The organism is Pseudomonas sp. Sample_14, assembly GCF_004307515.1.
In the GTDB taxonomy this organism is placed as follows: Bacteria; Pseudomonadota; Gammaproteobacteria; order Pseudomonadales; family Pseudomonadaceae; genus Aquipseudomonas; species Aquipseudomonas atacamensis.
On the sequence record NZ_RCOC01000015.1, the window covers coordinates 162,264 to 184,590 of the forward strand.

Consider the following 22,327-nt stretch of genomic DNA (forward strand, 5'->3'; position numbering starts at 1 on the left):
ATTACGTTGATTTGGCTGGCGAGGCCGGGAGTGAGCCGGAGTTACCTCGATCAGCTGAGATGCCCTCAGGCAGCCCGAGCCTCGCTGTCATCCGTTCCCGGAATTGCCTTCACGATGTAGCAGCGCTGTTGGCCTAAGCCGGGCAATCGCACCAGACTTGATGCCTTGCCGTCGCTGCTCGGCTCTAGCACACCGCGTTGCAAGAGCTCCTTGTTTACTGCGGTAAGGTTCATGCCCCGGAAAATTTCTGAGCGCCAAGCTTCCGTCAGCACGTAGTAGGTATTCGTGGTGTGCAGGGTGTCGCCCATACCGTGCTCCAGCGTCTTGCGAAAGCCGAGGCGGTCGATCGTGCGCGGGCCGTGTTCGTCGATCTTGGCTGCAGTCGATTCCCAGCGGGTGAACCGGCTTTCGCCGAAGCGCTCGATGAACTGTCGCAGCCTCGCCGATATCGCATCGCCTTCGAAATTACCGGCGCCGCCACGTTCGTTTAGCCAAGCGCTCAGGCACACGCGAGCGGCTGTGGTGGCCGTCCCGTCCGGCCAGCCGGTGATACCCATCGCGGTGGCCAGCTCGCCTGCGGCTGCCGCGAGACCGAAACGAGCGGCGGCACGGTGCGCCTGCCCACTCGCGGATGCTGGAAGCGATTTAGCGATAAAGCCTTCCAGCGTGCGGCGCAAGATCGCCGCCCAACCGTGGCGTTTGCCGGGCTCGCACAGCGCCGTCAGAAATGCAGTGAGCGGGGTGCCGTAGTATTTCGCTACGCGGGCTTTGAGCGCATCGGAGAGCGCTGCCGCATCCTCGAAACCGTTGAGCGTGTCGAACATGCCGAGGCCTTTGCTGGCATCGGCCGGAACGGCGAGCATGCGCACCTCCATGCCCGCTTTCAGTTCCTTGTTGGCTTCGGCCATGTGCTGGGCCAAGGTCTTCTCGCCTGTGGAGAGGAACAGCAGGCGCCACTCTTGTACCTGTCGGCCTGCTTGGCCTCGGTCATTGGCGCGAGCCTTCCCGGTGCCGTTGCCGAGCATGTAGACCGTTTCGCCAATGATGCGTGGATCGCACATGCCGATTTCATCCAGTACAAGGAGTCCATCAGAATGCGCGGCAGCGATGGACTCCAGCGCGTTGTCAGTCGAGCGCCACGAACGCACCAAGCGCGGTCCGCCATAGATCGAGGTGGCAACTTGCAGGTGAGTGGTCTTGCCGCCGGAGCTGTCGCCGTACAGGTGGAAGCCGCCCGACTCATGGCCGAGCATGTGTAGCAGCGGACCTGCGAACGCCACCCCGACGACAAACGCTAGGCGATGATTGCCAACGCACAATGCGCCGATCTGCTGTTGCCATTGTTCGAGCGTGCCCGCTTCGCTGATCGGTGGAAGCTGTGCACCGGCATCATAGAAATGCAGATGTTCGCTGTGCGTGCCAACCTGCTGCTCGGGCAACAGAAAGGCGTTGTCGTGCCAACCCAAGCGGGTTACCAGTCGTGCCCGTTCCGCGCTGTCAAATCCGCCGAGATAACTCTGCAAGTCATTGCGTGCGTTGCGTCCCGAACGGCTACCGGCGAGGCGCAGGCCCATGTCTACCAAAGGCCCAAGCACGTCCTTGCCGAAGTCGCCGGTCATCGTGCGTGCCGGAATGTTCCAGCGTTTTTTGGTGCCGTCTGGATCGTCGAACTCGACAAGCAGACCCCAGTTCTGGCCCTTGTCATCACGCGTCCGGGCGAGGATAGCCAGCGGCGAACACACCGGACGCGCCTCGCCGTCGTCTCCGGCATAAAACACGCCTTCGGACGTCAGGCGAAAGCCTCCCGGCATTAGGTCTTTTTTCGATTTGGTTGGGCGCTTGGGCGCTGCTTTAGGCTTCTGTTTGGGTTCTGGTTCAACGTGTGCGACAACCGCTTTTTCCTCGATCACCGCGAACAGTTCACCGCTGCTTTCCAGCTCGACGAAGTGGTCGACGGTCCAGCCTTTGGCGATTGCATCGGCGGCATCGTCGCCGTCGTTCCATTGCCCACCTTTGGCAAATGCGGCACGTTCGTTCTTCCGGATCGGCTTGCGTTTGAACACATCCAATTCGATGAGTCGGACCGAGGCAGCGCCGATTTCGCGCAGCTTCTTGGCAACGACTTCCATGCAGCCTTTGCCGCTGTCGTCGTTGTCCGGCCACAACAACACATCCCGACCTTTGAGAGTTGTTAGGTCGGCTTTGTGCCAAGAGTTGGACCCGTTCGGCCAGCACGTGGCCACGTGGTTGGGCAGCAGTTCGGCGGCGGCATCGGCAGCTTTCTCGCCTTCGCACACAACCACTGTTGCGTCACTGCGGAGGGCCAGTTCATCAAGGCGAAGCAGGGGGCGCGGATCTGGCAGACCCTGCCAGCGCCATTGTGTGGATTGGCCATCGGCGCGCTGACACCACGTCAGTGGCGCGAAGACCTTCTTCGGCTTGCCGTCTTCATCGGGCCCGAGGTCGAAGCGATAGATCGCCATGAGAGGCTGACCCTTTGCGTCACGATAGATCCAAACCTTGGACTGCACACCATGATTGCGATGTTTGGCTGGACACTTGTTCATGGCCTCGGCTGGGATCGGCTGAATGGCACTCCACTCAGGTGTTTTTGTCTTAGCAGGCGCTGTCTTCGCCTGGGCAGCGCCCGGCGATACGTTGAGCAATTCTGCGAGTTTGTTGCAGGCCTCAATGTCGGTGCCGCCGTCCAAATAGCGCACTAGATCAATCAGGTCGCCGCCCTTATCGCCGGTGGCAAAGTCGGACCATGTGCCTTTGCTCAAACTGATCTTGAGCGAACCGGCGCGCTTATCGCTGCGGATCGGATTTGGAGCGGTGTATTCCTTGCCGCCGTCGACGCGCTTGCCGTTGGGCAGCCAGTGCGACAAGACACGATCAATCTCTTTCAGCGCGGCGGCTTTCACGTCGGCAAAGCTTGGGCGTTTCGCGGAGTTGTTCTGGCGTTGGCTCATGTGTCAGCCCTCGGCAGAAACAGTGCGTCGTTGATGTCATCGATCAGCGCTTTGGCCATCTCGCCAAGGTACAGAGCAGGCCAACTGAAACGCTCACCTCTGTCGCTCATGGCGGCGTCGAAGTTGAGCTGGTTGGCGTGATGCTGCAGCAGGGAAACCATCTCCAGTGCATCCTCGACCGGTACTCCGGCATTGACCCGGAACAGCTTCAAGTCGGTGGCGTTCACGCGAGTAAAAGTGGCGTGGCCGAGCGTGGTAGAAGCGCTCATAGCGCACCGCCTTTCTGCATGGCAGGCGTCGACGTGTTATCGCCGTGCATGGCCAGTGTTTTGATCAGGCCGAGGGTGCCGCGTACATCCCAAAGGACGGCTGCGATAACGTGATTAGCGAGGCGCGAGGATTCATTTTCGAAGTGATCCTCGAGCAATGTCAGCACTGAATCGGCACGGTCAATCGCGCAGGTAATAGCGTCGATGGGCACACCGGCTTCTGCGGTGGGATTCACGCAAAGCAGGTCTTCAGGCAGAGAGAAACTCAGGGCGTTATTCATTGGGCACCGCCTGCGGTTTCGAGTGCGCGGGCTTTGGCCATGTGAGCGTTGTAACGGGAGAGGCGTGTAGCGAGGCTGGAGTTGGCGTGTAAAGCGGCGAGAGCCATTGCACGGTGTGCAGCGGCGCGAATTTTGGACGGATCGATGGTGATCATTAGATGTAGCTCCCGAATCAGAGGAGCCACCACAGCCTGCCGCCAAGCAGGAATGGGTGGCGAATTGCGCAAGATTGGCGGACCGGTGATTCAGGAACCCGGCGCACCCGAAGGTGCTCCTGCGCAACTCGCCATAACGCGTAATCGCGGGCACAAAAAAAGCGCCTGCAATTGAGTATATGGCGCCGTTGCGCCTGAAATCGTTCGACCCGCCAAGGTCGGTCGCTGAATTTGCAGCGACGGCCAGAGAGTAACGTCCGTTTTTCGAAAGTGCAACTGCGCTGGTGGCTTGCGGTTTGTTCTGGTGCGGCATAAATTGTTCGGGCATGTAGATTGACCTCAACGCCTCCGGATCGCCCCCGGGGGCGTTTTCGTTTCAGGCGTGAGCTTCCCAGCGCAGGGAGAGCAGGGGCAGGAAGTCGCCGTCGATCAATGATCTGGCGTCTTCGTAGGCGTCGATCTGCTGGCCTTCATCGACGACCACAAATCCAAATTTTTCGCAGTGGAGAGCGAGAATGCACCAGGTGCCGTCGGCCCATCTGAGGATGCTGACTACACGCCCCTTTTTTTCTTCTCGGCTGCGAAAGCGTTCAAACCGCTGCATGGTTTGGGTTGAAAAACCGATTTGGCGCAACACTGAAAACGGATGCATCAGCGCTTTGCTGGCTATCTTGAATTTCATGCGGCCACCTCGTTGCGGGCTGCGATGCGTGCACGATTCCAATTCAAAACCTCGGCTAAAACCCATGCCACCGGCGCGCCGCGTGCGTTGCTATTGGTGAGTTTCACTGCCTGTGGGAATCCGCTTTCGGACTGGTTCATAAGTTTGTAAACGGTTGCGCGGCCGATGCCTGTGAGGGCCATGACTTGGTTGATACGAATCAACGTGGCAGCGGGGTCATACCGGCAGAGATCCCAATCAGAAGCGTTGACTTGTGATTGCGGCGCGTTGGCGCTGTCACGTCGGTCAGTTATCGACGTGGCGGATGCAGAGAGCTCTTTAATTTTCTTGACTGGGCTGGAAGCGGTCACTCGGTTTGTCCTCCCGCCGGGGTAGCGGTGGAGCAAACCCGACTTTCAAGCCAGGCCGCGACGTCCCCGGAGCGATAGCGCACACGTGATCCGGTTTTGACGTAGGGGAGTGAATGAGTACGTGAGCTGCGCCATGCAGCGAGCGTTCGGCTGGACAAGCCTAGAGCGTTCGCTACCTGATCAGTAGTGAGAAGCTCTGTAGCAGGCTGGATGGTTATAAATGGGGTTGCGGCGTCGTGGATAGTCATAGGGGGTTACCTGTCGTAGTTCTTACAGGCCCCAGCTATGTAAACTAATAATTGATTTTTAAAAGCTTTATTTTTCGTCTACTTCGAAGCAGTGTTCCGTTTAGTGGCAAGTAAAGTCAGCACGTTCGCGACAAAGTTTTCATTTTTCGCCGGGCCGTCCCACCATGTCCCACTGGTTTTCTATACAGTGGAAAAAATGAAAAGCAAAACGCGTTTTTCACAATTTTTTACACAAACGGTACTTTATTACCGAGTTTTTGACTCTCTCTTTGCAGTTTCTCAATTTCCGAACTTCAGCCCCCCGCCCCATGCTTTCTGTCGTTACTAGCGAGAGACATTCAAGTCCCAGCCACATGTGGCCACCAGTGAAGTGGTGCTATCCGGCGTTACACGGTTAGTCGTCGTTACACCGGGTCTACGCGATCCCGTTCAAACGTGTAACCACTGGGAGACCCAATGAATTCGGGCATTTGGCGGAGGTCGTTACACGGGTTACACGCGTTACATGGATTTTTGGAGGAATTGAGAGTGTGCGCTCAGACCGCCTCGCCGAAATGTCCATGAATGACATTTCCTGCTGCCAACTGATCCAGGTAATCCGCGTACCACTGCATCATCTTTACCCGATGCTCGAAGTATTGAGCTTTATTGTAAATTCCTGAAATGCCCTCTTCCTTATGAGCTAGTTGAGCTTCGACGTGCTCCTTTGGCCAGCCGTGCTCCCTGAGCAGGGTGCTAGCAGTGTGGCGTGTGCCGTGACCCACAAGCCTCCCTTTGTAGCCGACCGTTGCAAACACTTTGTTGATAGTGTTTTCACTAATTGTTGGATTCTTCGCGCCGACTCCAGGGAATAACCATCGACTGCGCCCAGTGAGGCTGTGAAGCTCTTTCAAAGCTGATATCGCTTGCTTAGGTAATGGACATACGAAATCCCTGCGCATTTTCATTTTCGCGGCAGGTGTTGTCCAAATAGCTTTGTGAAGGTCGAACTCCTTCCATTCGGCTAAGCGGACCATTCCCGGCCTGGACGCTGTCCAAAGACAGAGCCACGCTGCAGTTCGAGCCGTCAGCCTGCTTGGCGTGTTCTTGAGAGCGATTAAAAAGTCGCCTAGCTCATGCTCCAATAAATGAGGGTGCTGCTGAGTTTTCGGTGCTTGGGCGGCAATGTCTCGAAGACGGCTTCCAGGATCGTTCTCAGTCAGGCCTAGGCCAATGGCTCGACCAAAAATCTGATTGATCCAGGTGCGGCATTTTTCCGCAACGTTGTGAGCGTCTCTTGCTTCGATGGATGCTTGAAGTTCTGCGCAATCGGTACGAGTAATTTCGTCCAGTGGCTTGTCGCCGAGCGCAGGAAGAATGTCTTTATCGAGATATGTACGTATTTTGTTGAGGGTGGAGGGTGCTAGACCCTTCTCCTCCTTAGCCTTGAGCCAAGCATCGGCAGCGGCTCGAAAAGTGCGTGTCTTGGCTAAATCAATCGCAGCCTTAGCAGAGCGCTTCTGTTCAAGGGGATCTGCTCCACTGCTCACTACTTTACGTAGATCAGCAGCTTTGTCTCGTGCCAGCGCTCCACTTACTTCAGGGTAACCCCCGAGCCCCATCCATGCCCAGTTGCCCGCCGGTCGTTTGTACCGAAGTTGCCAGGACTTCCCGCCATCAGGTTTTACCCTGAAGTAGAGGCCGTTTCCGTCCAACTCACGGTATTCCTTTGATTCCGGCTCCAGTCCCGCGAGTGTCGTGTCAGCGAGAGGGCGGCGCTTGATGTCTGCGCGCTTCATCCTTGTATCCCAAAGTTAGGTGATTTTCTCAGGATACAAGGAGGGATACAGGGATACAACGGATAGGGGGAGACAGGGGTAAACAGTTAGGCACAAAAAAACCGGCCAAGTGGCCGGTTTCTTTGGGTCTGAGAGACTGGTAGAGACTCTCAGATACTGCTATGTGGTGCCCCGAGGGAGACTCGAACTCCCACTCCTTTCGAAAACGGATTTTGAATCCGCCGCGTCTACCAATTCCGCCATCAGGGCTCAATGGCGGCGAAGTATAGAGAGGTGATTACCGTTGGTCAATCACGTTTCATGGTCAATTTTTGATATTTCCGCTAGACTTTCCGGCCCTGCTAGACGAACCCCATCATGCGCGTTGCTGACTTTACTTTCGAGCTTCCTGATTCGCTGATCGCCCGCCATCCGTTGGCCGAGCGTCGCGGTAGTCGCCTGCTGACCCTTGACGGGCCGAGCGGCGCCCTGGCACACCGTCAATTCACTGATTTGCTTGAGCATTTGCGCCCGGGCGATTTGATGGTGTTCAACAATACCCGGGTGATTCCGGCGCGGCTGTTCGGGCAGAAAGCGTCCGGCGGCAAGCTGGAAATTCTCATCGAGCGCGTGCTCGATGCGCACCGCGTGCTGGCCCATGTGCGCTCCAGCAAGTCGCCGAAGCCGGGTTCGAAGATCCTTATCGACGGCGGTGGCGAAGCCGAGATGCTGGCGCGTCATGATGCGTTGTTCGAGCTGGGGTTTGCCGAGGAAGTGTTGCCGCTGCTCGACCGCGTCGGGCACATGCCGTTGCCTCCTTATATAGACCGCCCGGATGAAGGCTCGGATCGCGAGCGTTATCAGACCGTGTACGCCCAGCGTCTGGGCGCGGTGGCGGCGCCGACGGCGGGGCTGCATTTCGACGAGCCGCTGATGCAGGCGATTGCCGCCAAGGGCGTCGAGACTGCGTTCGTGACGTTGCATGTGGGCGCGGGGACGTTTCAGCCGGTGCGTGTCGAGAAGATCGAAGATCACCACATGCACAGCGAGTGGCTGGAAGTCGGCCAGGATGTGGTCGATGCGGTCGCTGCGTGCCGTGCGCGTGGCGGTCGGGTGATTGCGGTCGGCACCACCAGCGTGCGTTCGCTGGAAAGCGCGGCGCGCGATGGTGTGCTCAAGCCGTTCAGTGGCGACACCGACATCTTTATTTATCCGGGCCGGCCGTTTCATGTGGTCGATGCTCTGGTGACCAATTTCCATTTGCCGGAATCCACGCTGTTGATGCTGGTTTCCGCGTTTGCCGGTTATCCCGAAACCATGGCTGCCTACAAGGCCGCCGTGGAAAACGGCTACCGCTTTTTCAGTTACGGGGATGCGATGTTCATCACCCGCAATCCCGCTCCAACTGCCCCTGAACAGACAGGCCCAGAGGAAACAGAATGAGTCGCGAATGTCGAATGTCCTTTGAGCTGCTGGCCACCGATGGCAAGGCTCGTCGTGGTCGCCTGACCTTCCCCCGTGGCACCGTCGAGACCCCGGCGTTCATGCCGGTCGGCACCTACGGCACGGTCAAGGGCATGCTGCCGCGCGACATCGTCGCCACGGGCGCGGAAATCATTCTGGGCAACACCTTTCACCTGTGGCTGCGTCCCGGCACTCAAGTGATCAAGGAGCACGGCGACCTGCACGATTTCATGCAGTGGAAAGGCCCGATCCTCACCGACTCCGGCGGCTTCCAGGTGTTCAGCCTCGGCGCGATGCGCAAGATCAAGGAGGAGGGCGTGACATTCGCTTCTCCGGTCGACGGCGCCAAAGTGTTCATGGGCCCGGAAGAGTCGATGCAGGTGCAGCGCGATCTCGGTTCCGACATTGTGATGATCTTCGACGAATGCACGCCGTATCCGGCTGACGAAGACGTCGCGCGGGTATCGATGGAGCTGTCGTTGCGTTGGGCGCAGCGTTCGAAGAATGCCCACGGCGACAACACCGCGGCGCTGTTCGGCATCGTCCAGGGTGGCATGCATGAAAACCTGCGCATGCGCTCGCTCGAAGGCCTCGACAAGATCGGCTTCGACGGCCTCGCCATCGGCGGTCTGTCGGTGGGCGAACCGAAGCACGAAATGATCAAGGTGCTGGATTATCTGCCGGGTCAGATGCCCGCTGACAAACCTCGTTACCTTATGGGCGTTGGCAAACCGGAAGATCTGGTTGAGGGTGTGCGCCGCGGGGTGGACATGTTCGATTGCGTGATGCCAACCCGTAATGCCCGCAATGGGCATCTGTTCATCGATACCGGTGTGCTGAAGATCCGTAACGCGTTCCATCGCCATGATGAATCGCCGCTGGATCCGACCTGCGATTGCTACACCTGCCAGAACTTCTCGCGCGCTTATCTGCATCACCTGGACAAGTGCGGCGAAATGCTCGGCAGCATGCTCAATACCATCCATAACTTGCGCCATTATCAGGTGCTGATGGCTGGTTTGCGCGAGGCTATTCAACAGGGTACATTGGCCGCCTTTGTCGATGCCTTCTACGCCAAACGCGGACTTCCCGTTCCGCCTTTGGACTGAGTTTTCTGACCCCAAGATTCAACATTTGCAACTGGAGTGCTAAATGAGCTTTTTTATCTCTAACGCCATGGCTGACGCAGCTGCACCGGCTGCTGCAAGCCCAATGGGCGGCGGCTTCGAGTGGATTTTCCTGGTCGGCTTCCTGGTCATCTTCTACCTGATGATCTGGCGTCCACAGGCCAAGCGCGCCAAGGAGCAGAAGAACCTGCTGAGCAGCCTGCAGAAGGGCGACGAAGTCGTGACCACTGGCGGCATCGCCGGCAAGATCACCAAGGTTGCCGATGACTTCGTGGTTCTGGAGGTTTCCGACACCGTGGAAATGAAGTTCCAGAAAGGCGCCATCGCCGCCACGCTGCCAAAAGGCACGCTGAAAGCGATCTAAGAGCAACAACTTCTACTCAATCGACGGGGCGCGCAAGGCGCCCCGCGTTCATAACGGGCGGCGTGATGCTGAACAAATACCCTCTGTGGAAATACATTCTGATCCTGGCGGTGCTGGCGATCGGTCTGATTTATTCCGCTCCCAATCTTTACCCCGATGACCCGGCGATTCAGATCAGCGGCGCCAGCACGGCTCTGCAGGTCAATGACGCCGATCTGGCTCGCGTCAGCACGGCGCTGAAAGAGTCCGGCATCAACGTCAAGGCGGCTACGCTGACGGCGGGCGGCAAGGGCGGTCTGATCCGTCTGAGCAAGGCTGAAGATCAGCTGCCGGCCAAGGACGTTGTACGCAAGGCATTGGGTGATGACTACGTCGTCGCGCTGAACCTGGCACAGACCACCCCGCAATGGCTGCGCAACCTCGGTGCGCACCCGATGAAGCTGGGTCTGGACTTGTCCGGTGGTGTGCACTTCCTGCTCGAAGTGGACATGGACAAAGCCCTCGATGCGCGCCTGAAAGTCTACGAAGGCGACGTCAAGAGCCTGCTGCGCAAAGAGAAGCTGCGCTATCGCAGCCTGCCGCAACTGGGCGGTGCCATTCAGTTGGGCTTCAGCGATGAAGATTCCCGCGAACAGGCCCGTGCGCTGATCCGCAAGAACTTCAACGATTTCGACATTGTTCCGGCCGATCTCAACGGTCAACCGGTGCTGCGTCTGGCGATGACCCCGGCCAAGCTGGCGGAAATCCGTGAATACTCCATCAAGCAGAACCTGACCACGGTACGTAACCGCGTCAACGAGCTGGGTGTTGCCGAACCGATCGTGCAGCGTCAGGGCGCCAACCGCATCGTGGTTGAGCTGCCGGGCGTGCAGGACACTGCCGAAGCCAAGCGTATTCTCGGCAAGACGGCCAACCTTGAGTTCCGTCTGGCCGCCGAGCCGGGCGCTTCGAAAGCCACTTCCGAATCGTTCGAATTCCGCGAAGGCAACCGTCCTCCTGCGCAGATCGAGCGTGGCCTGATCATCACCGGTGACCAGGTCACCGACGCCAAGGCCGGTTTCGGCGAACACGGCACGCCTGAAGTGAACATCCGTCTGGATGGTCACGGTGGCGAGCTGATGAGCCGCGCGACCCGTTCCAACGTCGGTCGCAGCATGGCGGTGATCTTCATCGAACAGCGTCCGGTCACCACTTACACCAAGCAAGTGGTTGATGGCGTCGAGAAAGACGTTGCGGTGCAGACGTTCAAGGAAGAGAAGAAGATCATCAGCCTGGCGACCATTCAGTCGCCGCTGGGTGCGCAATTCCGCATCACTGGCCTGAACGGTCAGGGCGAGTCGTCCGAACTGGCGCTGCTGCTGCGTGCCGGTGGTCTGGCTGCACCGATGTACTTCGCTGAAGAGCGCACAATCGGTCCGAGCCTGGGTGCTGACAACATCACCAAAGGTATCGACGCTTCCCTGTGGGGCATGCTGTTCGTGTCGCTGTTCATCATCGCCATCTACCGCTTCTTCGGCGTCATCGCCACTGTTGCGCTGGCAGTGAACATGGTGCTGCTGCTGGCGTTGATGTCGTTGCTGGGCGCCACGCTGACCCTGCCGGGTATCGCCGGTATCGTCTTGACGATGGGTATGGCGGTCGACGCCAACGTACTGATCTTCTCGCGGATTCGTGAAGAGATCGCCGCGGGCATGACTGTGCAGCGGGCAATCAACGAAGGCTTCGGCCGGGCATTCACCGCGATTCTCGACGCCAACCTGACCACTTTGCTGGTCGGCGGCATTCTCTTCGCCATGGGCACCGGCCCGGTGAAGGGTTTCGCAGTGACGATGTCCCTCGGGATCTTTACCTCGATGTTCACGGCCATCATGGTGACCCGCGCAATGGTCAACCTGATCTTTGGCGGACGTGACTTCAAGAAGTTGTGGATTTAAGGGGCTGCCATGTTACGTACAATCAACTTCATGGGCGTTCGCAACTTCGCGTTCGGCGTCACATTGCTGCTTACCGTCATTGCCTTGTTCAGTGTCGCCACCAAGGGCATGAACTGGGGCCTGGACTTCACCGGCGGTACGCTCATCGAGCTGACCTACGAGCGTCCGGCCGACGTCACCAAGGTGCGCGAGCAACTGGCGACTTCCGGTTATCACGAAGCCGTGGTGCAGAACTTCGGTGCGACGACCGACCTGCTCGTGCGCATGCCGGGTGAAGACCCGCAGCTGGGCCATCAGGTCGCAGACGCATTGCAGAAAGTCGGCGGCGACAACCCGGCGACGGTCAAGCGAGTCGAGTTCGTCGGCCCGCAGGTCGGTGAAGAGCTGCGCGACCAGGGCGGCCTCGGCATGCTGCTGGCGCTCGGCGGCATCCTGATCTACCTGGCCTTCCGCTTTCAATGGAAGTTCGCGGTCGGCGCCATTGTCTCGCTGATCCACGACGTGATCGTGACCGTGGGTATCCTCTCGTACTTCCAGATCACCTTCGATCTGACGGTGCTGGCGGCGGTGCTGGCGATCATCGGTTACTCGCTGAACGACACCATCGTGGTTTTCGACCGGGTGCGTGAGAACTTCCGCGTGCTGCGCAAGGCGACGCTGATCGAGAACATCAACATCTCGACCACCCAGACCCTGCTGCGCACCATGGCGACCTCGATCTCCACTCTGCTGGCGATCGCGGCGCTGCTGTTCTTCGGTGGCGACAACCTGTTCGGTTTCTCCATCGCACTGTTCATCGGTGTACTGGCGGGTACCTACTCGTCGATCTACATCGCCAACGTGGTGCTGATCTGGCTGAACCTGACCACCGAGGATCTGATTCCTCCGGCCAACACCGATAAGGAAGTCGATGACCGTCCATAACGGTCAGTGATTTTCCCGGCTGTCAGCTGACAAAAGGCGCGAGTTGAACTCGCGCCTTTTTTTGTGCTCCAAGGCTGGGAGAAGCGCGGGCGCGTCCCGCATGTGATGGTCAGGAGGTTCATGTGAACAAGTCGTTGCTGGTTGGTGCGGTATTGGGTGCTGTCGGTGTCACAGCCGGGGGTGCTGTTGCCACCTACAGCCTGGTTAAAAGCGGCCCTGAGTATGCGCAAGTGTTAGCCGTTGAGCCGGTCAAGACACAGATCAAGACTCCACGTGAAGTATGCAAGGATGTAACGGTGACCCGTCAGGCACCGGTAAAAGATCAACACCAGATCGCCGGTACCGTGGTCGGCGCGCTGGCCGGTGGTTTGCTGGGCAACCAGATTGGCGGCGGTACCGGCAAGAAGATTGCCACGGTGGCCGGTGCGGTCGGTGGCGGTTATGCGGGGAACAAGGTGCAGGAGGGCATGCAGGAGCGTGACACCTACACCACTACGCAAACTCGCTGCAACACGGTCAATGACATCAGCGACAAGGTCGTCGGTTACGACGTGCGTTACTCGCTTGATGGCAAGGAAGGCAAAGTGCGGATGGATCGCGATCCGGGCAACCAGATTCCGGTCGACAAGGAAGGCAAGCTGATCCTGTCGCAGAATGAGCCGGCTCAGTAAAGCGCTACTGTTGTGAAAAGAAGCACCCTGCGGGGTGCTTTTTTTATACCCGCGTTTCAGGGCTGCACGCGATTCTCACCTGTGGGAGCGAGCCTGCTCGCGAATGCGGTCCAACAGTTGATATTTCCTTTGCTGACACGCCCATTCGCGAGCAGGCTCGCTCCCACAGGGAATTGTGCTGTTTGGAATTGCAGGCACAAAAAAAGCACCCCGGAGGGTGCTTTTTTCGTTTCGAGGAAAGCTTAGCGCTTCAGCGAGGCCGGCAGATGCGGCTGGATCGCCGTCAGCACTGCCTTGAAGCATTTGGTGTTGCCGGCAACGATGTGGCCTTTCTCAAGGAAGTCGTGACCGCCGGTGAAATCGCTCACCAGGCCGCCGGCTTCTTGAATCAGCAGGGCGCCTGCAGCCATGTCCCACTCGGACAGGCCCGATTCCCAGAACGCATCGAAACGACCGGCAGCCACGTAAGCCAGGTCCAGGCTCGCCGAACCGGCGCGGCGGATGCCGGCAGTTTGGCCAACCAGAGCGCGGAACATGCCGAGGTAGTTGTCGAGGTTGTCCATCTGGTCGTCACGGAACGGGAAGCCAGTGCCGAGCAGAGCGCCGTCGAGGCTGGTGCGACCACTGACGCGCAGGCGACGACCGTTCAGTTGAGCGCCGCGACCACGGCTGGCGGTGAATTCTTCCTGGCGGACCGGGTCCAGAACTACTGCGTGTTCCAGGCGACCACGATATTTGCAGGCAATGCTCACTGCAAAGTGCGGAATGCCACGGAGGAAGTTGGTGGTGCCGTCCAGCGGATCGATGATCCACAGGTACTCTTCGCCTTCGATGCCGGTGCCAGCGTGCAGGCCGGTTTCTTCACCCTGAATCGAGTGATTCGGGTAAGCCTTGCGCAGGGCATCGATGATTTTCTGTTCAGCGGCGCGATCGACCTCGGATACGTAATCCTTGGCGTCTTTTTCGTCGACCTTGATGGTATCCAGGCGCTCGATGGAGCGGAAGATCAGTTCACTGGCGCTGCGGGCGGCGCGCAGCGCGATATTCAGCATGGGCTGCATGGATGTGTCACCTAAGGTTGTTAAAGAAAGCCGCGCATTCTATCAGAACTTTTCTTCAGGTGAAGGACGCTGTTCGCTTTCATAGCTTAACGGTAGGCTGTTCTGTAAGATTTGCCCCCCTTTCCTGTGTCCGAGAGCGCCTCCCTTGCTGCAGAACATTCGTGTCGTCCTGGTCAACACCAGTCACCCCGGCAACATCGGCGGGGCCGCGCGCGCCATGAAAAACATGGGTCTGTCGCGACTGGTGCTGGTCGAACCGCGGGTCTTCCCGCACCACGAGGCCGACGCCCGCGCCTCCGGTGCTGGTGACATCCTTGAAAACGCGCAAATCGTCGCCACCTTGGAAGATGCTCTGGTCGGCTGCAATCTGGTGCTCGGCACCAGCGCCCGCGACCGGCGCATTCCCTGGCCGCTGCTCGATCCGCGCGAATGCGGCAACAAAGTGGTTGAGGAAGCCGGGCAGGGCGCCGAGATTGCTTTGGTGTTCGGCCGTGAAGATTCCGGCCTGACCAACGAAGAGCTGCAGCGATGTCATTTTCACGTGCACATCCCTTCCGACCCGACCTTCAGTTCGCTGAATCTCGGGGCGGCGGTGCAGGTATTGAGTTATGAAGTGCGCATGGCCTGGCTGGCCGCACAGGGTCAGCCGAGCAAGGTCGAGAAAGAAGAAGTGGCCTCGGTGAAAAGCGCCGAGCTGGCGACCATGGATGAGCTGGAGCGATTCTATGAGCACCTGGAGCAGACGCTGGTTGCCATCGAATTCCTCGACCCGGAAAAGCCACGCCACTTGATGGCGCGCCTGCGCCGGTTGTACGGACGCAGCTCGGTCAGCCGGGCGGAAATGAATATTTTGCGTGGCATCCTCACGGAAACCCAGAAAGCGGCCCGTGGCGAGCTTCTAAAGCGGAAGGATTGAATGATGTTTGAGCGTTTGCGTGAAGATATCCAGAGCGTATTCCATCGAGACCCGGCGGCGCGTAACGCTTTTGAAGTCCTGACCTGCTACCCCGGCATGCATGCGATCTGGATTCATCGTCTGGCCGGCATGCTCTGGCGCAACGAGTTGAAGTGGCTGGCGCGACTGGTGTCGAACTTCGGTCGCTGGCTGACCGGGATCGAGATTCATCCGGGCGCCAAAGTCGGTCGGCGGTTCTTCATCGACCACGGCATGGGCATCGTTATTGGTGAAACCGCCGAGATCGGCGACGACGTCACCATCTATCAAGGCGTGACCCTCGGCGGCACCAGTTGGAACAAAGGCAAGCGCCACCCGACTCTCGGAGACGGCGTTGTAGTCGGTGCCGGGGCCAAGGTTCTCGGTCCGTTCACGGTCGGTGCAGGCGCCAAAGTCGGCTCCAACGCTGTGGTCACCAAGGAAGTGCCGCCCGGCGCCACTGTGGTGGGGATTCCGGGGCGGATCATCGTCAAGACCGATGAAGAGCAGGACGCCAAGCGCAAAGCCATGGCGGAAAAGATCGGTTTCGACGCCTACGGTGTCAGCGAAGACATGCCCGACCCGGTGGCTCGCGCCATCGGCCAGCTGCTCGATCATCTGCAGGCAGTGGACGGGCGTCTGGAGGGCATGTGCGGCGCGCTGAAGGATCTGGGCAGCAATTACTGTGCGAAAGATCTGCCTGAGCTGCGTGAAGAAGACTTCGCTTGCGTCAAGGGCAAGGACGAATCGAAAGCCGGCTGAACTGCGGCGCTGCTTTTCGCGAGCAGGCTCGCTCCCACAAGAGCAATGCATTCCAATGTGGGAGCGAGCCTGCTCGCGAAGAACGATCACGCGGTTGCGCTGGCTGTCCGCGCCCCGTCTTTGCTATAGTGCGCGCGCTCTTTTGCGGGTAAACCCGACTAAAGCACTAGGTCTTATAGTTGACTTAAATGCTCGGGAATTGCATACTCCCGCCCATTCCGAACTCCGTGGTAACTGTCCATGCGACTGACTACAAAAGGCCGATACGCCGTGACCGCCATGCTTGACCTGGCGTTGCACGCGCAGCACGGGCCGGTGTCTCTGGCCGATATCTCCGAGCGCCAAGGCATCTCCCTGTCCTACCTCGAACAGCTGTTCGCCAAGCTGCGCCGCAGCAACCTGGTTTCCAGCGTTCGCGGTCCGGGTGGTGGCTACCAGTTGTCCCGCGACATGCAGGGCATTCAGGTCGCCCAGGTGATCGATGCGGTGAACGAATCGGTCGATGCCACCAAGTGCCAGGGCCAGGGCGATTGCCATTCCGGCGATACCTGCCTGACCCATCATCTGTGGTGCGATTTGAGCCTGCAGATTCACGAATTTCTGAGCGGTATCAGCTTGGCCGACCTTGTGACTCGCCGTGAGGTACAAGAAGTGGCCCAGCGTCAGGACCAGCGCCGTTGCAGCAGCAAGGCGCCACGCCTGGACAAGATTGAAGCGTCCGCCGTCGAATGACAGCCGAAGAGCTACCCGCGGCACGCCAGCCCTGATTTAGGAGATAGTCCATGAAATTGCCGATTTACCTTGATTACTCTGCAACCACCCCGGTTGATCCGCGCGTTGCGCAGAAAATGAGTGAATGCCTGCTGGTCGACGGAAACTTCGGTAACCCGGCGTCCCGCTCCCACGTGTTCGGCTGGAAGGCTGAAGAGTCCGTCGAAAACGCTCGTCGTCAGGTGGCCGATCTGGTCAACGCCGACCCGCGCGAAATCGTCTGGACCTCCGGTGCCACCGAATCCGACAACCTGGCGATCAAGGGCGCGGCACATTTCTACGCCTCCAAGGGCAAGCACCTGATCACCAGCAAGATCGAGCACAAGGCTGTCCTCGACACCATGCGCCAGCTGGAGCGTGAAGGTTTCGAAGTGACCTACCTCGAGCCGACCGAAGACGGTCTGATCACCCCGGCAATGATTGACGCGGCACTGCGCGAAGACACCATTCTGGTGTCGGTGATGCACGTCAACAACGAAATCGGCACCATCAACGACATCGCTGCCATCGGCGAGATGCTGCGCGCCAAAGGCGTGCTGTTCCATGTCGATGCTGCTCAGTCCACCGGCAAGGTCGAAATCGATCTGCAGAAGCTGAAAGTCGACATGATGTCGTTCTCCGCCCACAAGACTTATGGCCCTAAAGGCATCGGCGCGCTGTACGTCAGCCGCAAGCCGCGTGTGCGCATCGAAGCGACCATGCACGGCGGCGGTCACGAGCGCGGCATGCGTTCCGGCACCTTGGCGACCCACCAGATCGTCGGCATGGGCGAAGCGTTCCGCGTAGCCAAGGAAGACATGGCCGCTGAAAACGTGCGCATCAAAGCCTTGAGCGATCGCTTCTACAAGCAGGTCGAGCATCTGGAAGAGCTGTACGTCAACGGCAGCCTGACCGCCCGCGTTCCGCACAACCTGAACCTGAGCTTCAACTACGTTGAAGGCGAGTCGCTGATCATGGCGCTCAAGGATCTGGCGGTATCGTCCGGTTCGGCCTGTACCTCGGCGTCGCTGGAGCCTTCGTACGTACTGCGCGCCCTGGGCCGCAACGACGAACTGGCACACAGCTCGATCCGCTTTACCTTCGGCCGTTTCACCACCGAAGAAGAAATCGACTATGCCGCGCAGAAAGTCTGCGAGGCCGTTACCAAGCTGCGCGCTCTGTCGCCGCTGTGGGACATGTACAAAGACGGCGTCGATATCTCGAAAATCGAGTGGGCGGCACACTAACTATAGAAGCCGCCGGATACAGATCCTGTAGCGACGCGGCGTTAACGCAGCGCAGTTGCAGGGTCTCAAGAGCGGCCCTGATGAGTGAGGATTGAGAATCATGGCTTACAGCGAAAAGGTCATCGACCACTACGAAAACCCGCGCAACGTCGGCAAGATGAACGCGGAAGATCCTGATGTCGGCACCGGCATGGTCGGCGCTCCGGCGTGCGGCGACGTGATGCGTCTGCAGATCAAGGTCAACGATCAGGGCGTTATCGAAGACGCCAAGTTCAAGACCTACGGTTGCGGTTCGGCAATCGCCTCCAGCTCCCTCGCCACCGAGTGGATGAAGGGCAAGACCCTGGACGAAGCCGAAACCATCAAGAACACTCAGCTGGCCGAAGAACTGGCTTTGCCGCCAGTGAAAATCCACTGCTCCGTGCTCGCTGAAGACGCTATCAAAGCGGCTGTTCGCGACTACAAGCAGAAGAAAGGCTTGATCTGAATTTCAAGATTCGGCGACGAGTAAGGAGTCAACGATGGCTATCAGCATGACAGAAGCGGCTGCTCGACACGTGCGGCGCTCCCTCGACGGGCGCGGCAAAGGTGAAGGGATTCGTCTGGGTGTTCGCACCACAGGCTGTTCCGGCCTTGCCTACGTGCTGGAGTTTGTCGACGAGGTAGTGGCGGAGGATCAGGTGTTCGAGAGTCACGGCGAAAAAGTGATCATCGACCCGAAAAGCCTGGCCTACCTGGACGGCACCGAGCTCGACTTCGTCAAGGAAGGGTTGAACGAAGGCTTCAAGTTCAACAACCCCAACGTGCGCGGTGAATGTGGCTGCGGCGAAAGCTTCAACATCTGAGGCTGGTCGTGGGTATTCCTTGTCATTTCGCTTTATTTGAGCTGCAACCGAGCTTCCGCCTGGACCTCGAGCAGTTGGCCACGCGCTACCGTGAGTTGGCGCGCGGCGTCCATCCTGACCGTTTTGCCGACGCATCCGAACGCGAGCAGCGCTCGGCGCTCGAGCAATCGGCGCGGCTCAACGACGCCTACCAGACGCTCAAGAGTCCGGCCCAGCGCGCACGCTACCTGCTGAAAATCAGCGGGCATGAAGTGCCGATGGAAGTCACCGTCCACGATCCCGAGTTTCTTTTGCAGCAGATGCAATGGCGCGAAGAGCTTGAAGATCTGCAGGACAGTGCCGACCTCGACGGCGTCGCGGTATTCAAGCGTCGCTTGAAGGCGGCTCAGGAGCAGCTCAACGAAAGCTTCGCAGCCTGTTGGGATGATGCAGCGCAACGCGAGCAGGCCGAACGCCTGATGCGGCGCATGCAGTTCCTCGACAAGCTCACCTACGAAGTGCGCCAGCTGGAAGAGCGCCTCGACGATTAACCCAGTGCTGCCCTGATTGCACGCTGACAGACAGACAAGACCTGATCACCATGGCTCTACTGCAGATCGCCGAACCCGGCCAAAGTCCTCAACCGCACCAGCGTCGCCTGGCTGTGGGCATCGACTTGGGTACTACCAATTCGCTGGTCGCTGCGCTGCGCAGTGGTCTTTCCGAACCGCTGGCCGACGCCAACGGGCAGGTCATCCTGCCGTCCGCCGTGCGTTATCACGCCGACCGCGTCGAAGTCGGTGAGTCCGCCAAGCTGGCAGCAGCCTCCGATCCCCTGAACACCGTGCTCTCGGTCAAGCGCTTGATGGGTCGTGGTCTGTCCGACGTCAAGCAATTGGGCGAGCAGTTGCCGTATCGCTTTGTCGGCGGTGAATCGCACATGCCGTTCATCGATACCGTGCAAGGCCCGAAAAGCCCGGTTGAAGTCTCCGCCGATATCCTCAAGGTCCTGCGTCAGCGCGCTGAGGCGACCTTGGGTGGCGAGCTGGTCGGCGCGGTAATCACTGTTCCTGCTTACTTCGATGATGCGCAGCGCCAAGCCACCAAAGATGCGGCCAAGCTTGCCGGTCTGAACGTGTTGCGTCTGCTCAATGAGCCGACCGCTGCTGCTGTGGCGTATGGTCTGGATCAACACGCCGAAGGTCTGGTGGCGATCTACGATCTGGGCGGCGGTACTTTCGATATCTCCATTCTGCGTCTGACTGGCGGCGTTTTCGAGGTTCTGGCCACTGGCGGCGACAGCGCGCTGGGCGGCGATGATTTCGATCACGCGATTGCCGGCTGGATCATCGAGAGCGCTGGCCTGTCCGCCGATCTCGATCCGGGCGCACAGCGCAATCTGCTGCAAACTGCCTGTGCGGCCAAAGAAGCTTTGACCGACGCCGCCAGCGTTGAAGTGGCTTACGGCGACTGGAAAGCCCAGTTGACCCGTGAAGCCTTCGATGCGCTGATTGAGCCAATGGTCGCGCGCAGCCTGAAAGCCTGCCGCCGCGCCGTTCGCGATTCCGGCATTGAACTGGAAGACGTCCACGCCGTGGTCATGGTCGGCGGTTCGACCCGAGTGCCACGTGTGCGTGAAGCTGTTGCCGAAGCGTTCGGTCGTCAGCCATTGACGGAAATCGATCCGGATCAAGTGGTGGCCATCGGGGCCGCGATCCAGGCTGACACCCTGGCTGGCAACAAACGCGATGGCGGCGAACTGCTGCTGCTCGATGTGATTCCGCTGTCCCTGGGGCTGGAAACCATGGGCGGTCTGATGGAGAAGGTGATTCCGCGCAACACCACCATCCCCGTCGCCCGCGCTCAGGATTTCACCACCTATAAAGACGGCCAGTCGGCCATGGCGATCCACGTGTTGCAGGGTGAGCGCGAGCTGATCAGCGATTGCCGCTCTCTGGCACGGTTCGAATTGCGCGGCATTCCGGCGATGGTGGCCGGTGCGGCGAAAATTCGCGTGACCTTCCAGGTCGACGCCGACGGTCTGCTCAGCGTGTCTGCCCGTGAATTGGGATCGGGCGTTGAGGCGAGCATTCAGGTCAAGCCTTCCTATGGTCTGACCGATGGCGAAATCGCCAAGATGCTCAAGGATTCGTTCCAGCATGCCAATGACGACAAGGTCGCCCGCGTTCTGCGTGAGCAGCAAGTCGATGCCCAGCGCCTGCTCGAAGCGGTGCAGGGCGCGCTGGAGGCCGATGGCGAGCGTTTGCTCGACGCCGAAGAGCGCATGGTTATCGAACTGCAAATGCAGGAACTGGCCGAACTGATGAAAGGTACCGATGGTTACGCCATCGAGCAGCAGACCAAGCGTCTGTCGCAAGTGACCGATGCTTTTGCTGCCCGCCGCATGGATCTGACGGTGAAAGCCGCTCTGTCGGGGCGCAACCTGAATGAAATCGAGGATATCTGATGCCGCAGGTCATTTTTCTGCCCCACGAGAAGTTCTGCCCTGAAGGCATGGTGGTCGAGGCTGCGCCCGGCACATCGATTCTCGAACTGGCCCACGAACACCATATCGAGATGGAAAGCGCATGCGGCGGCGTCTGCGCCTGCACCACGTGCCATTGCATCATCCGCGAGGGTTTCGACTCGCTGGAAGAGGCCGACGAGCTGGAAGAAGACTTTCTCGATCGTGCCTGGGGCCTTGAGGCGCAATCGCGTCTGGCTTGCCAGGCCATCGTCGGTGAGGAAGACCTCACCGTCGAGATTCCGAAATATTCGCTTAACCATGCGGCCGAAGCGCCGCACTGACTGGTAAGACTGTCATGAGCTACGGTTGGAATGATGTTCAACGCATTGCAGAAGAGCTGGCCGAGGCCCACGAGGGACTCGACCCGTACTCTGTAGGTTTTGTCCGTTTGCAGCAGATGATTCTTGAACTGCCTGACTTCGATGCTACTTCCGGCCGGGTCGGCGAGAAGGTGCTCGAAGCGGTTCAGGAGCTCTGGGCCGCAGAATTGGACTGATCGTCTCGCAGGTTAGGCAATACCCAAGAACCCGCGTATAATTCGCGGGTTTAATTTTTCGCAAATTACCGTTTCTGGAGTTACACCATGGCTGTTCAACGTACTTTCTCCATCATCAAGCCTGACGCCGTTGCTAAAAACGTGATCGGCAAGATCACCACTCGCTTCGAAGACGCTGGCCTGCGCGTTGTAGCTTCGAAACTGAAGCAACTGTCCAAAGCCGAAGCCGAAGGCTTCTACGCTGAGCACAGCGAGCGCGGTTTCTTCGGTGACCTGGTTGCTTTCATGACTTCCGGTCCGGTTGTCGTTCAGGTTCTGGAAGGCGAAAACGCTATCGCTCGCAACCGTGAGCTGATGGGCGCTACCAACCCTAAAGAAGCTGCTCCAGGCACCATCCGTGCTGACTTCGCTGAATCGATCGACGCCAACGCCGTTCACGGTTCGGACTCCGAAGCTGCTGCCGCTCGCGAAATCGCTTACTTCTTCGCAGCTACTGAAGTAACCACTCGCTAAGCATTGCTTGCAGAG

The 22,327-nt window shown here is 59.0% G+C and carries 26 protein-coding genes and 1 tRNA gene; 17 read left to right on the top strand and 10 right to left on the bottom strand.

Annotated elements, in window-relative coordinates; genetic code table 11:
- Window positions 1–65: 65 nt before the first annotated feature.
- The 9 genes from D8U61_RS03635 to D8U61_RS03670 form a co-directional block, all read right to left on the bottom strand.
- Window positions 66–2,972, bottom strand: coding sequence for a DUF927 domain-containing protein (locus D8U61_RS03635; RefSeq protein WP_130926427.1), 2,907 nt, complete (start codon window positions 2,970–2,972; stop codon window positions 66–68).
- Window positions 2,969–3,241: a DUF3077 domain-containing protein gene (locus D8U61_RS03640; RefSeq protein ID WP_130926428.1), complete on the bottom strand. Its 273-nt coding sequence runs from the start codon at window positions 3,239–3,241 to the stop codon at window positions 2,969–2,971. Before D8U61_RS03640 ends, D8U61_RS03635 begins: the two co-directional genes overlap by 4 nt.
- Complete coding sequence (locus D8U61_RS03645) at window positions 3,238–3,522, bottom strand: hypothetical protein (RefSeq protein WP_038362940.1); 285 nt, start codon at window positions 3,520–3,522, stop codon at window positions 3,238–3,240. Before D8U61_RS03645 ends, D8U61_RS03640 begins: the two co-directional genes overlap by 4 nt.
- Window positions 3,519–3,677, bottom strand: coding sequence for a hypothetical protein (locus tag D8U61_RS27745; protein ID WP_177431405.1), 159 nt, complete (start codon window positions 3,675–3,677; stop codon window positions 3,519–3,521). The genes D8U61_RS03645 and D8U61_RS27745 overlap by 4 nt, the downstream gene beginning before the upstream one ends.
- A 376-nt stretch (window positions 3,678–4,053) precedes the next feature.
- Window positions 4,054–4,359, bottom strand: a complete 306-nt coding sequence (locus tag D8U61_RS03650) for a hypothetical protein (RefSeq protein WP_130926429.1) — start codon at window positions 4,357–4,359, stop codon at window positions 4,054–4,056.
- The gene (locus tag D8U61_RS03655) at window positions 4,356–4,682 is read right to left on the bottom strand and encodes an AlpA family phage regulatory protein (RefSeq protein ID WP_130926436.1); all 327 of its coding nucleotides are present in this window, start codon (window positions 4,680–4,682) and stop codon (window positions 4,356–4,358) included. The genes D8U61_RS03650 and D8U61_RS03655 overlap by 4 nt, the downstream gene beginning before the upstream one ends.
- Before the next feature lie 23 nt (window positions 4,683–4,705).
- Complete coding sequence (locus D8U61_RS03660; RefSeq protein ID WP_130926430.1) at window positions 4,706–4,957, bottom strand: helix-turn-helix domain-containing protein; 252 nt, start codon at window positions 4,955–4,957, stop codon at window positions 4,706–4,708.
- 536 nt (window positions 4,958–5,493) lie between these two features.
- Window positions 5,494–6,735, bottom strand: a complete 1,242-nt coding sequence (locus D8U61_RS03665; RefSeq protein WP_130926431.1) for a tyrosine-type recombinase/integrase — start codon at window positions 6,733–6,735, stop codon at window positions 5,494–5,496.
- Between the two features lie 164 nt (window positions 6,736–6,899).
- Window positions 6,900–6,984, bottom strand: a tRNA-Leu gene (locus D8U61_RS03670).
- A gap of 108 nt (window positions 6,985–7,092) precedes the next feature.
- On the opposite strand from D8U61_RS03670, the gene queA reads away from it, so the two are divergent.
- From queA to D8U61_RS03700, 6 genes are all read left to right on the top strand, one after another.
- Window positions 7,093–8,157: a tRNA preQ1(34) S-adenosylmethionine ribosyltransferase-isomerase QueA gene (queA, locus tag D8U61_RS03675; RefSeq protein WP_016773315.1), complete on the top strand. Its 1,065-nt coding sequence runs from the start codon at window positions 7,093–7,095 to the stop codon at window positions 8,155–8,157.
- Window positions 8,158–8,171: 14 nt separating this feature from the next.
- Window positions 8,172–9,287: a tRNA guanosine(34) transglycosylase Tgt gene (gene tgt / locus D8U61_RS03680; RefSeq protein WP_160768392.1), complete on the top strand. Its 1,116-nt coding sequence runs from the start codon at window positions 8,172–8,174 to the stop codon at window positions 9,285–9,287.
- A 43-nt stretch (window positions 9,288–9,330) separates the two neighbouring features.
- Complete coding sequence (yajC, locus tag D8U61_RS03685; protein ID WP_016773317.1) at window positions 9,331–9,669, top strand: preprotein translocase subunit YajC; 339 nt, start codon at window positions 9,331–9,333, stop codon at window positions 9,667–9,669.
- 65 nt (window positions 9,670–9,734) lie between these two features.
- Complete coding sequence (secD, locus tag D8U61_RS03690; RefSeq protein WP_016773318.1) at window positions 9,735–11,603, top strand: protein translocase subunit SecD; 1,869 nt, start codon at window positions 9,735–9,737, stop codon at window positions 11,601–11,603.
- Between the two features lie 9 nt (window positions 11,604–11,612).
- Window positions 11,613–12,527 (top strand): protein translocase subunit SecF, encoded by a 915-nt coding sequence (gene secF / locus D8U61_RS03695; RefSeq protein WP_110603668.1) that lies wholly within the window; start codon window positions 11,613–11,615, stop codon window positions 12,525–12,527.
- A gap of 122 nt (window positions 12,528–12,649) precedes the next feature.
- Window positions 12,650–13,198, top strand: coding sequence for a glycine zipper 2TM domain-containing protein (locus D8U61_RS03700; RefSeq protein WP_007916907.1), 549 nt, complete (start codon window positions 12,650–12,652; stop codon window positions 13,196–13,198).
- Between the two features lie 242 nt (window positions 13,199–13,440).
- On the opposite strand, the gene suhB is transcribed toward D8U61_RS03700, so the two are convergent.
- A complete protein-coding gene (gene suhB / locus D8U61_RS03705; protein WP_016773320.1) occupies window positions 13,441–14,259 on the bottom strand; it encodes an inositol-phosphate phosphatase in 819 nt (272 codons plus the stop codon).
- Between the two features lie 145 nt (window positions 14,260–14,404).
- Between suhB and trmJ the strand changes: the two genes are divergently transcribed.
- From trmJ to ndk, 11 genes are all read left to right on the top strand, one after another.
- Window positions 14,405–15,175 (top strand): tRNA (cytosine(32)/uridine(32)-2'-O)-methyltransferase TrmJ, encoded by a 771-nt coding sequence (trmJ, locus tag D8U61_RS03710; RefSeq protein ID WP_125917640.1) that lies wholly within the window; start codon window positions 14,405–14,407, stop codon window positions 15,173–15,175.
- 3 nt (window positions 15,176–15,178) lie between these two features.
- The gene (gene cysE / locus D8U61_RS03715) at window positions 15,179–15,955 is read left to right on the top strand and encodes a serine O-acetyltransferase (RefSeq protein WP_024014221.1); all 777 of its coding nucleotides are present in this window, start codon (window positions 15,179–15,181) and stop codon (window positions 15,953–15,955) included.
- 240 nt (window positions 15,956–16,195) lie between these two features.
- Window positions 16,196–16,687, top strand: coding sequence for a Fe-S cluster assembly transcriptional regulator IscR (gene iscR, locus D8U61_RS03720; RefSeq protein ID WP_016773323.1), 492 nt, complete (start codon window positions 16,196–16,198; stop codon window positions 16,685–16,687).
- A 50-nt stretch (window positions 16,688–16,737) separates the two neighbouring features.
- The gene (locus D8U61_RS03725; protein ID WP_016773324.1) at window positions 16,738–17,952 is read left to right on the top strand and encodes an IscS subfamily cysteine desulfurase; all 1,215 of its coding nucleotides are present in this window, start codon (window positions 16,738–16,740) and stop codon (window positions 17,950–17,952) included.
- A gap of 100 nt (window positions 17,953–18,052) precedes the next feature.
- The gene (gene iscU / locus D8U61_RS03730; protein ID WP_003227907.1) at window positions 18,053–18,439 is read left to right on the top strand and encodes a Fe-S cluster assembly scaffold IscU; all 387 of its coding nucleotides are present in this window, start codon (window positions 18,053–18,055) and stop codon (window positions 18,437–18,439) included.
- A gap of 34 nt (window positions 18,440–18,473) precedes the next feature.
- Complete coding sequence (iscA, locus tag D8U61_RS03735) at window positions 18,474–18,797, top strand: iron-sulfur cluster assembly protein IscA (protein WP_003227904.1); 324 nt, start codon at window positions 18,474–18,476, stop codon at window positions 18,795–18,797.
- Between the two features lie 8 nt (window positions 18,798–18,805).
- Entirely contained in the window at window positions 18,806–19,327 is a 522-nt protein-coding gene (gene hscB / locus D8U61_RS03740; RefSeq protein ID WP_016773325.1) for a co-chaperone HscB, read from the top strand.
- Window positions 19,328–19,377: 50 nt separating this feature from the next.
- Window positions 19,378–21,243 (top strand): Fe-S protein assembly chaperone HscA, encoded by a 1,866-nt coding sequence (gene hscA, locus D8U61_RS03745; RefSeq protein WP_073473310.1) that lies wholly within the window; start codon window positions 19,378–19,380, stop codon window positions 21,241–21,243.
- A complete protein-coding gene (gene fdx, locus D8U61_RS03750) occupies window positions 21,243–21,584 on the top strand; it encodes an ISC system 2Fe-2S type ferredoxin (RefSeq protein ID WP_016773327.1) in 342 nt (113 codons plus the stop codon). Before hscA ends, fdx begins: the two co-directional genes overlap by 1 nt.
- 14 nt (window positions 21,585–21,598) lie before the next feature.
- The gene (gene iscX / locus D8U61_RS03755) at window positions 21,599–21,799 is read left to right on the top strand and encodes a Fe-S cluster assembly protein IscX (RefSeq protein ID WP_016773328.1); all 201 of its coding nucleotides are present in this window, start codon (window positions 21,599–21,601) and stop codon (window positions 21,797–21,799) included.
- A gap of 87 nt (window positions 21,800–21,886) precedes the next feature.
- Window positions 21,887–22,312 carry a nucleoside-diphosphate kinase gene (ndk, locus tag D8U61_RS03760; protein WP_016773329.1) on the top strand — a complete coding sequence of 142 codons (426 nt, stop codon included), beginning with the start codon at window positions 21,887–21,889 and terminating at the stop codon, window positions 22,310–22,312.
- Window positions 22,313–22,327 lie beyond the last annotated feature (15 nt).

Bases quoted from the DNA above. Each gene is read 5' to 3' on its own strand.
- D8U61_RS03635 (WP_130926427.1), bottom strand. From the start codon at position 2,972: ATGAGCCAACGCCAGAACAACTCCGCGAAACGCCCAAGCTTTGCCGAC.
- D8U61_RS03640 (WP_130926428.1), bottom strand. From the start codon at position 3,241: ATGAGCGCTTCTACCACGCTCGGCCACGCCACTTTTACTCGCGTGAAC.
- tgt (WP_160768392.1), top strand. From the start codon at position 8,172: ATGTCCTTTGAGCTGCTGGCCACCGATGGCAAGGCTCGTCGTGGTCGC.
- iscA (WP_003227904.1), top strand. From the start codon at position 18,474: ATGGCTATCAGCATGACAGAAGCGGCTGCTCGACACGTGCGGCGCTCC.
- iscX (WP_016773328.1), top strand. From the start codon at position 21,599: ATGAGCTACGGTTGGAATGATGTTCAACGCATTGCAGAAGAGCTGGCC.
- D8U61_RS03645 (WP_038362940.1), bottom strand. From the start codon at position 3,522: ATGAATAACGCCCTGAGTTTCTCTCTGCCTGAAGACCTGCTTTGCGTG.
- D8U61_RS03665 (WP_130926431.1), bottom strand. From the start codon at position 6,735: ATGAAGCGCGCAGACATCAAGCGCCGCCCTCTCGCTGACACGACACTC.
- ndk (WP_016773329.1), top strand. From the start codon at position 21,887: ATGGCTGTTCAACGTACTTTCTCCATCATCAAGCCTGACGCCGTTGCT.
- D8U61_RS03650 (WP_130926429.1), bottom strand. From the start codon at position 4,359: ATGAAATTCAAGATAGCCAGCAAAGCGCTGATGCATCCGTTTTCAGTG.
- hscA (WP_073473310.1), top strand. From the start codon at position 19,378: ATGGCTCTACTGCAGATCGCCGAACCCGGCCAAAGTCCTCAACCGCAC.
- D8U61_RS03660 (WP_130926430.1), bottom strand. From the start codon at position 4,957: ATGACTATCCACGACGCCGCAACCCCATTTATAACCATCCAGCCTGCT.
- suhB (WP_016773320.1), bottom strand. From the start codon at position 14,259: ATGCAGCCCATGCTGAATATCGCGCTGCGCGCCGCCCGCAGCGCCAGT.
- secD (WP_016773318.1), top strand. From the start codon at position 9,735: ATGCTGAACAAATACCCTCTGTGGAAATACATTCTGATCCTGGCGGTG.
- cysE (WP_024014221.1), top strand. From the start codon at position 15,179: ATGTTTGAGCGTTTGCGTGAAGATATCCAGAGCGTATTCCATCGAGAC.
- fdx (WP_016773327.1), top strand. From the start codon at position 21,243: ATGCCGCAGGTCATTTTTCTGCCCCACGAGAAGTTCTGCCCTGAAGGC.
- queA (WP_016773315.1), top strand. From the start codon at position 7,093: ATGCGCGTTGCTGACTTTACTTTCGAGCTTCCTGATTCGCTGATCGCC.
- secF (WP_110603668.1), top strand. From the start codon at position 11,613: ATGTTACGTACAATCAACTTCATGGGCGTTCGCAACTTCGCGTTCGGC.
- D8U61_RS03725 (WP_016773324.1), top strand. From the start codon at position 16,738: ATGAAATTGCCGATTTACCTTGATTACTCTGCAACCACCCCGGTTGAT.
- iscU (WP_003227907.1), top strand. From the start codon at position 18,053: ATGGCTTACAGCGAAAAGGTCATCGACCACTACGAAAACCCGCGCAAC.
- D8U61_RS27745 (WP_177431405.1), bottom strand. From the start codon at position 3,677: ATGATCACCATCGATCCGTCCAAAATTCGCGCCGCTGCACACCGTGCA.
- iscR (WP_016773323.1), top strand. From the start codon at position 16,196: ATGCGACTGACTACAAAAGGCCGATACGCCGTGACCGCCATGCTTGAC.
- yajC (WP_016773317.1), top strand. From the start codon at position 9,331: ATGAGCTTTTTTATCTCTAACGCCATGGCTGACGCAGCTGCACCGGCT.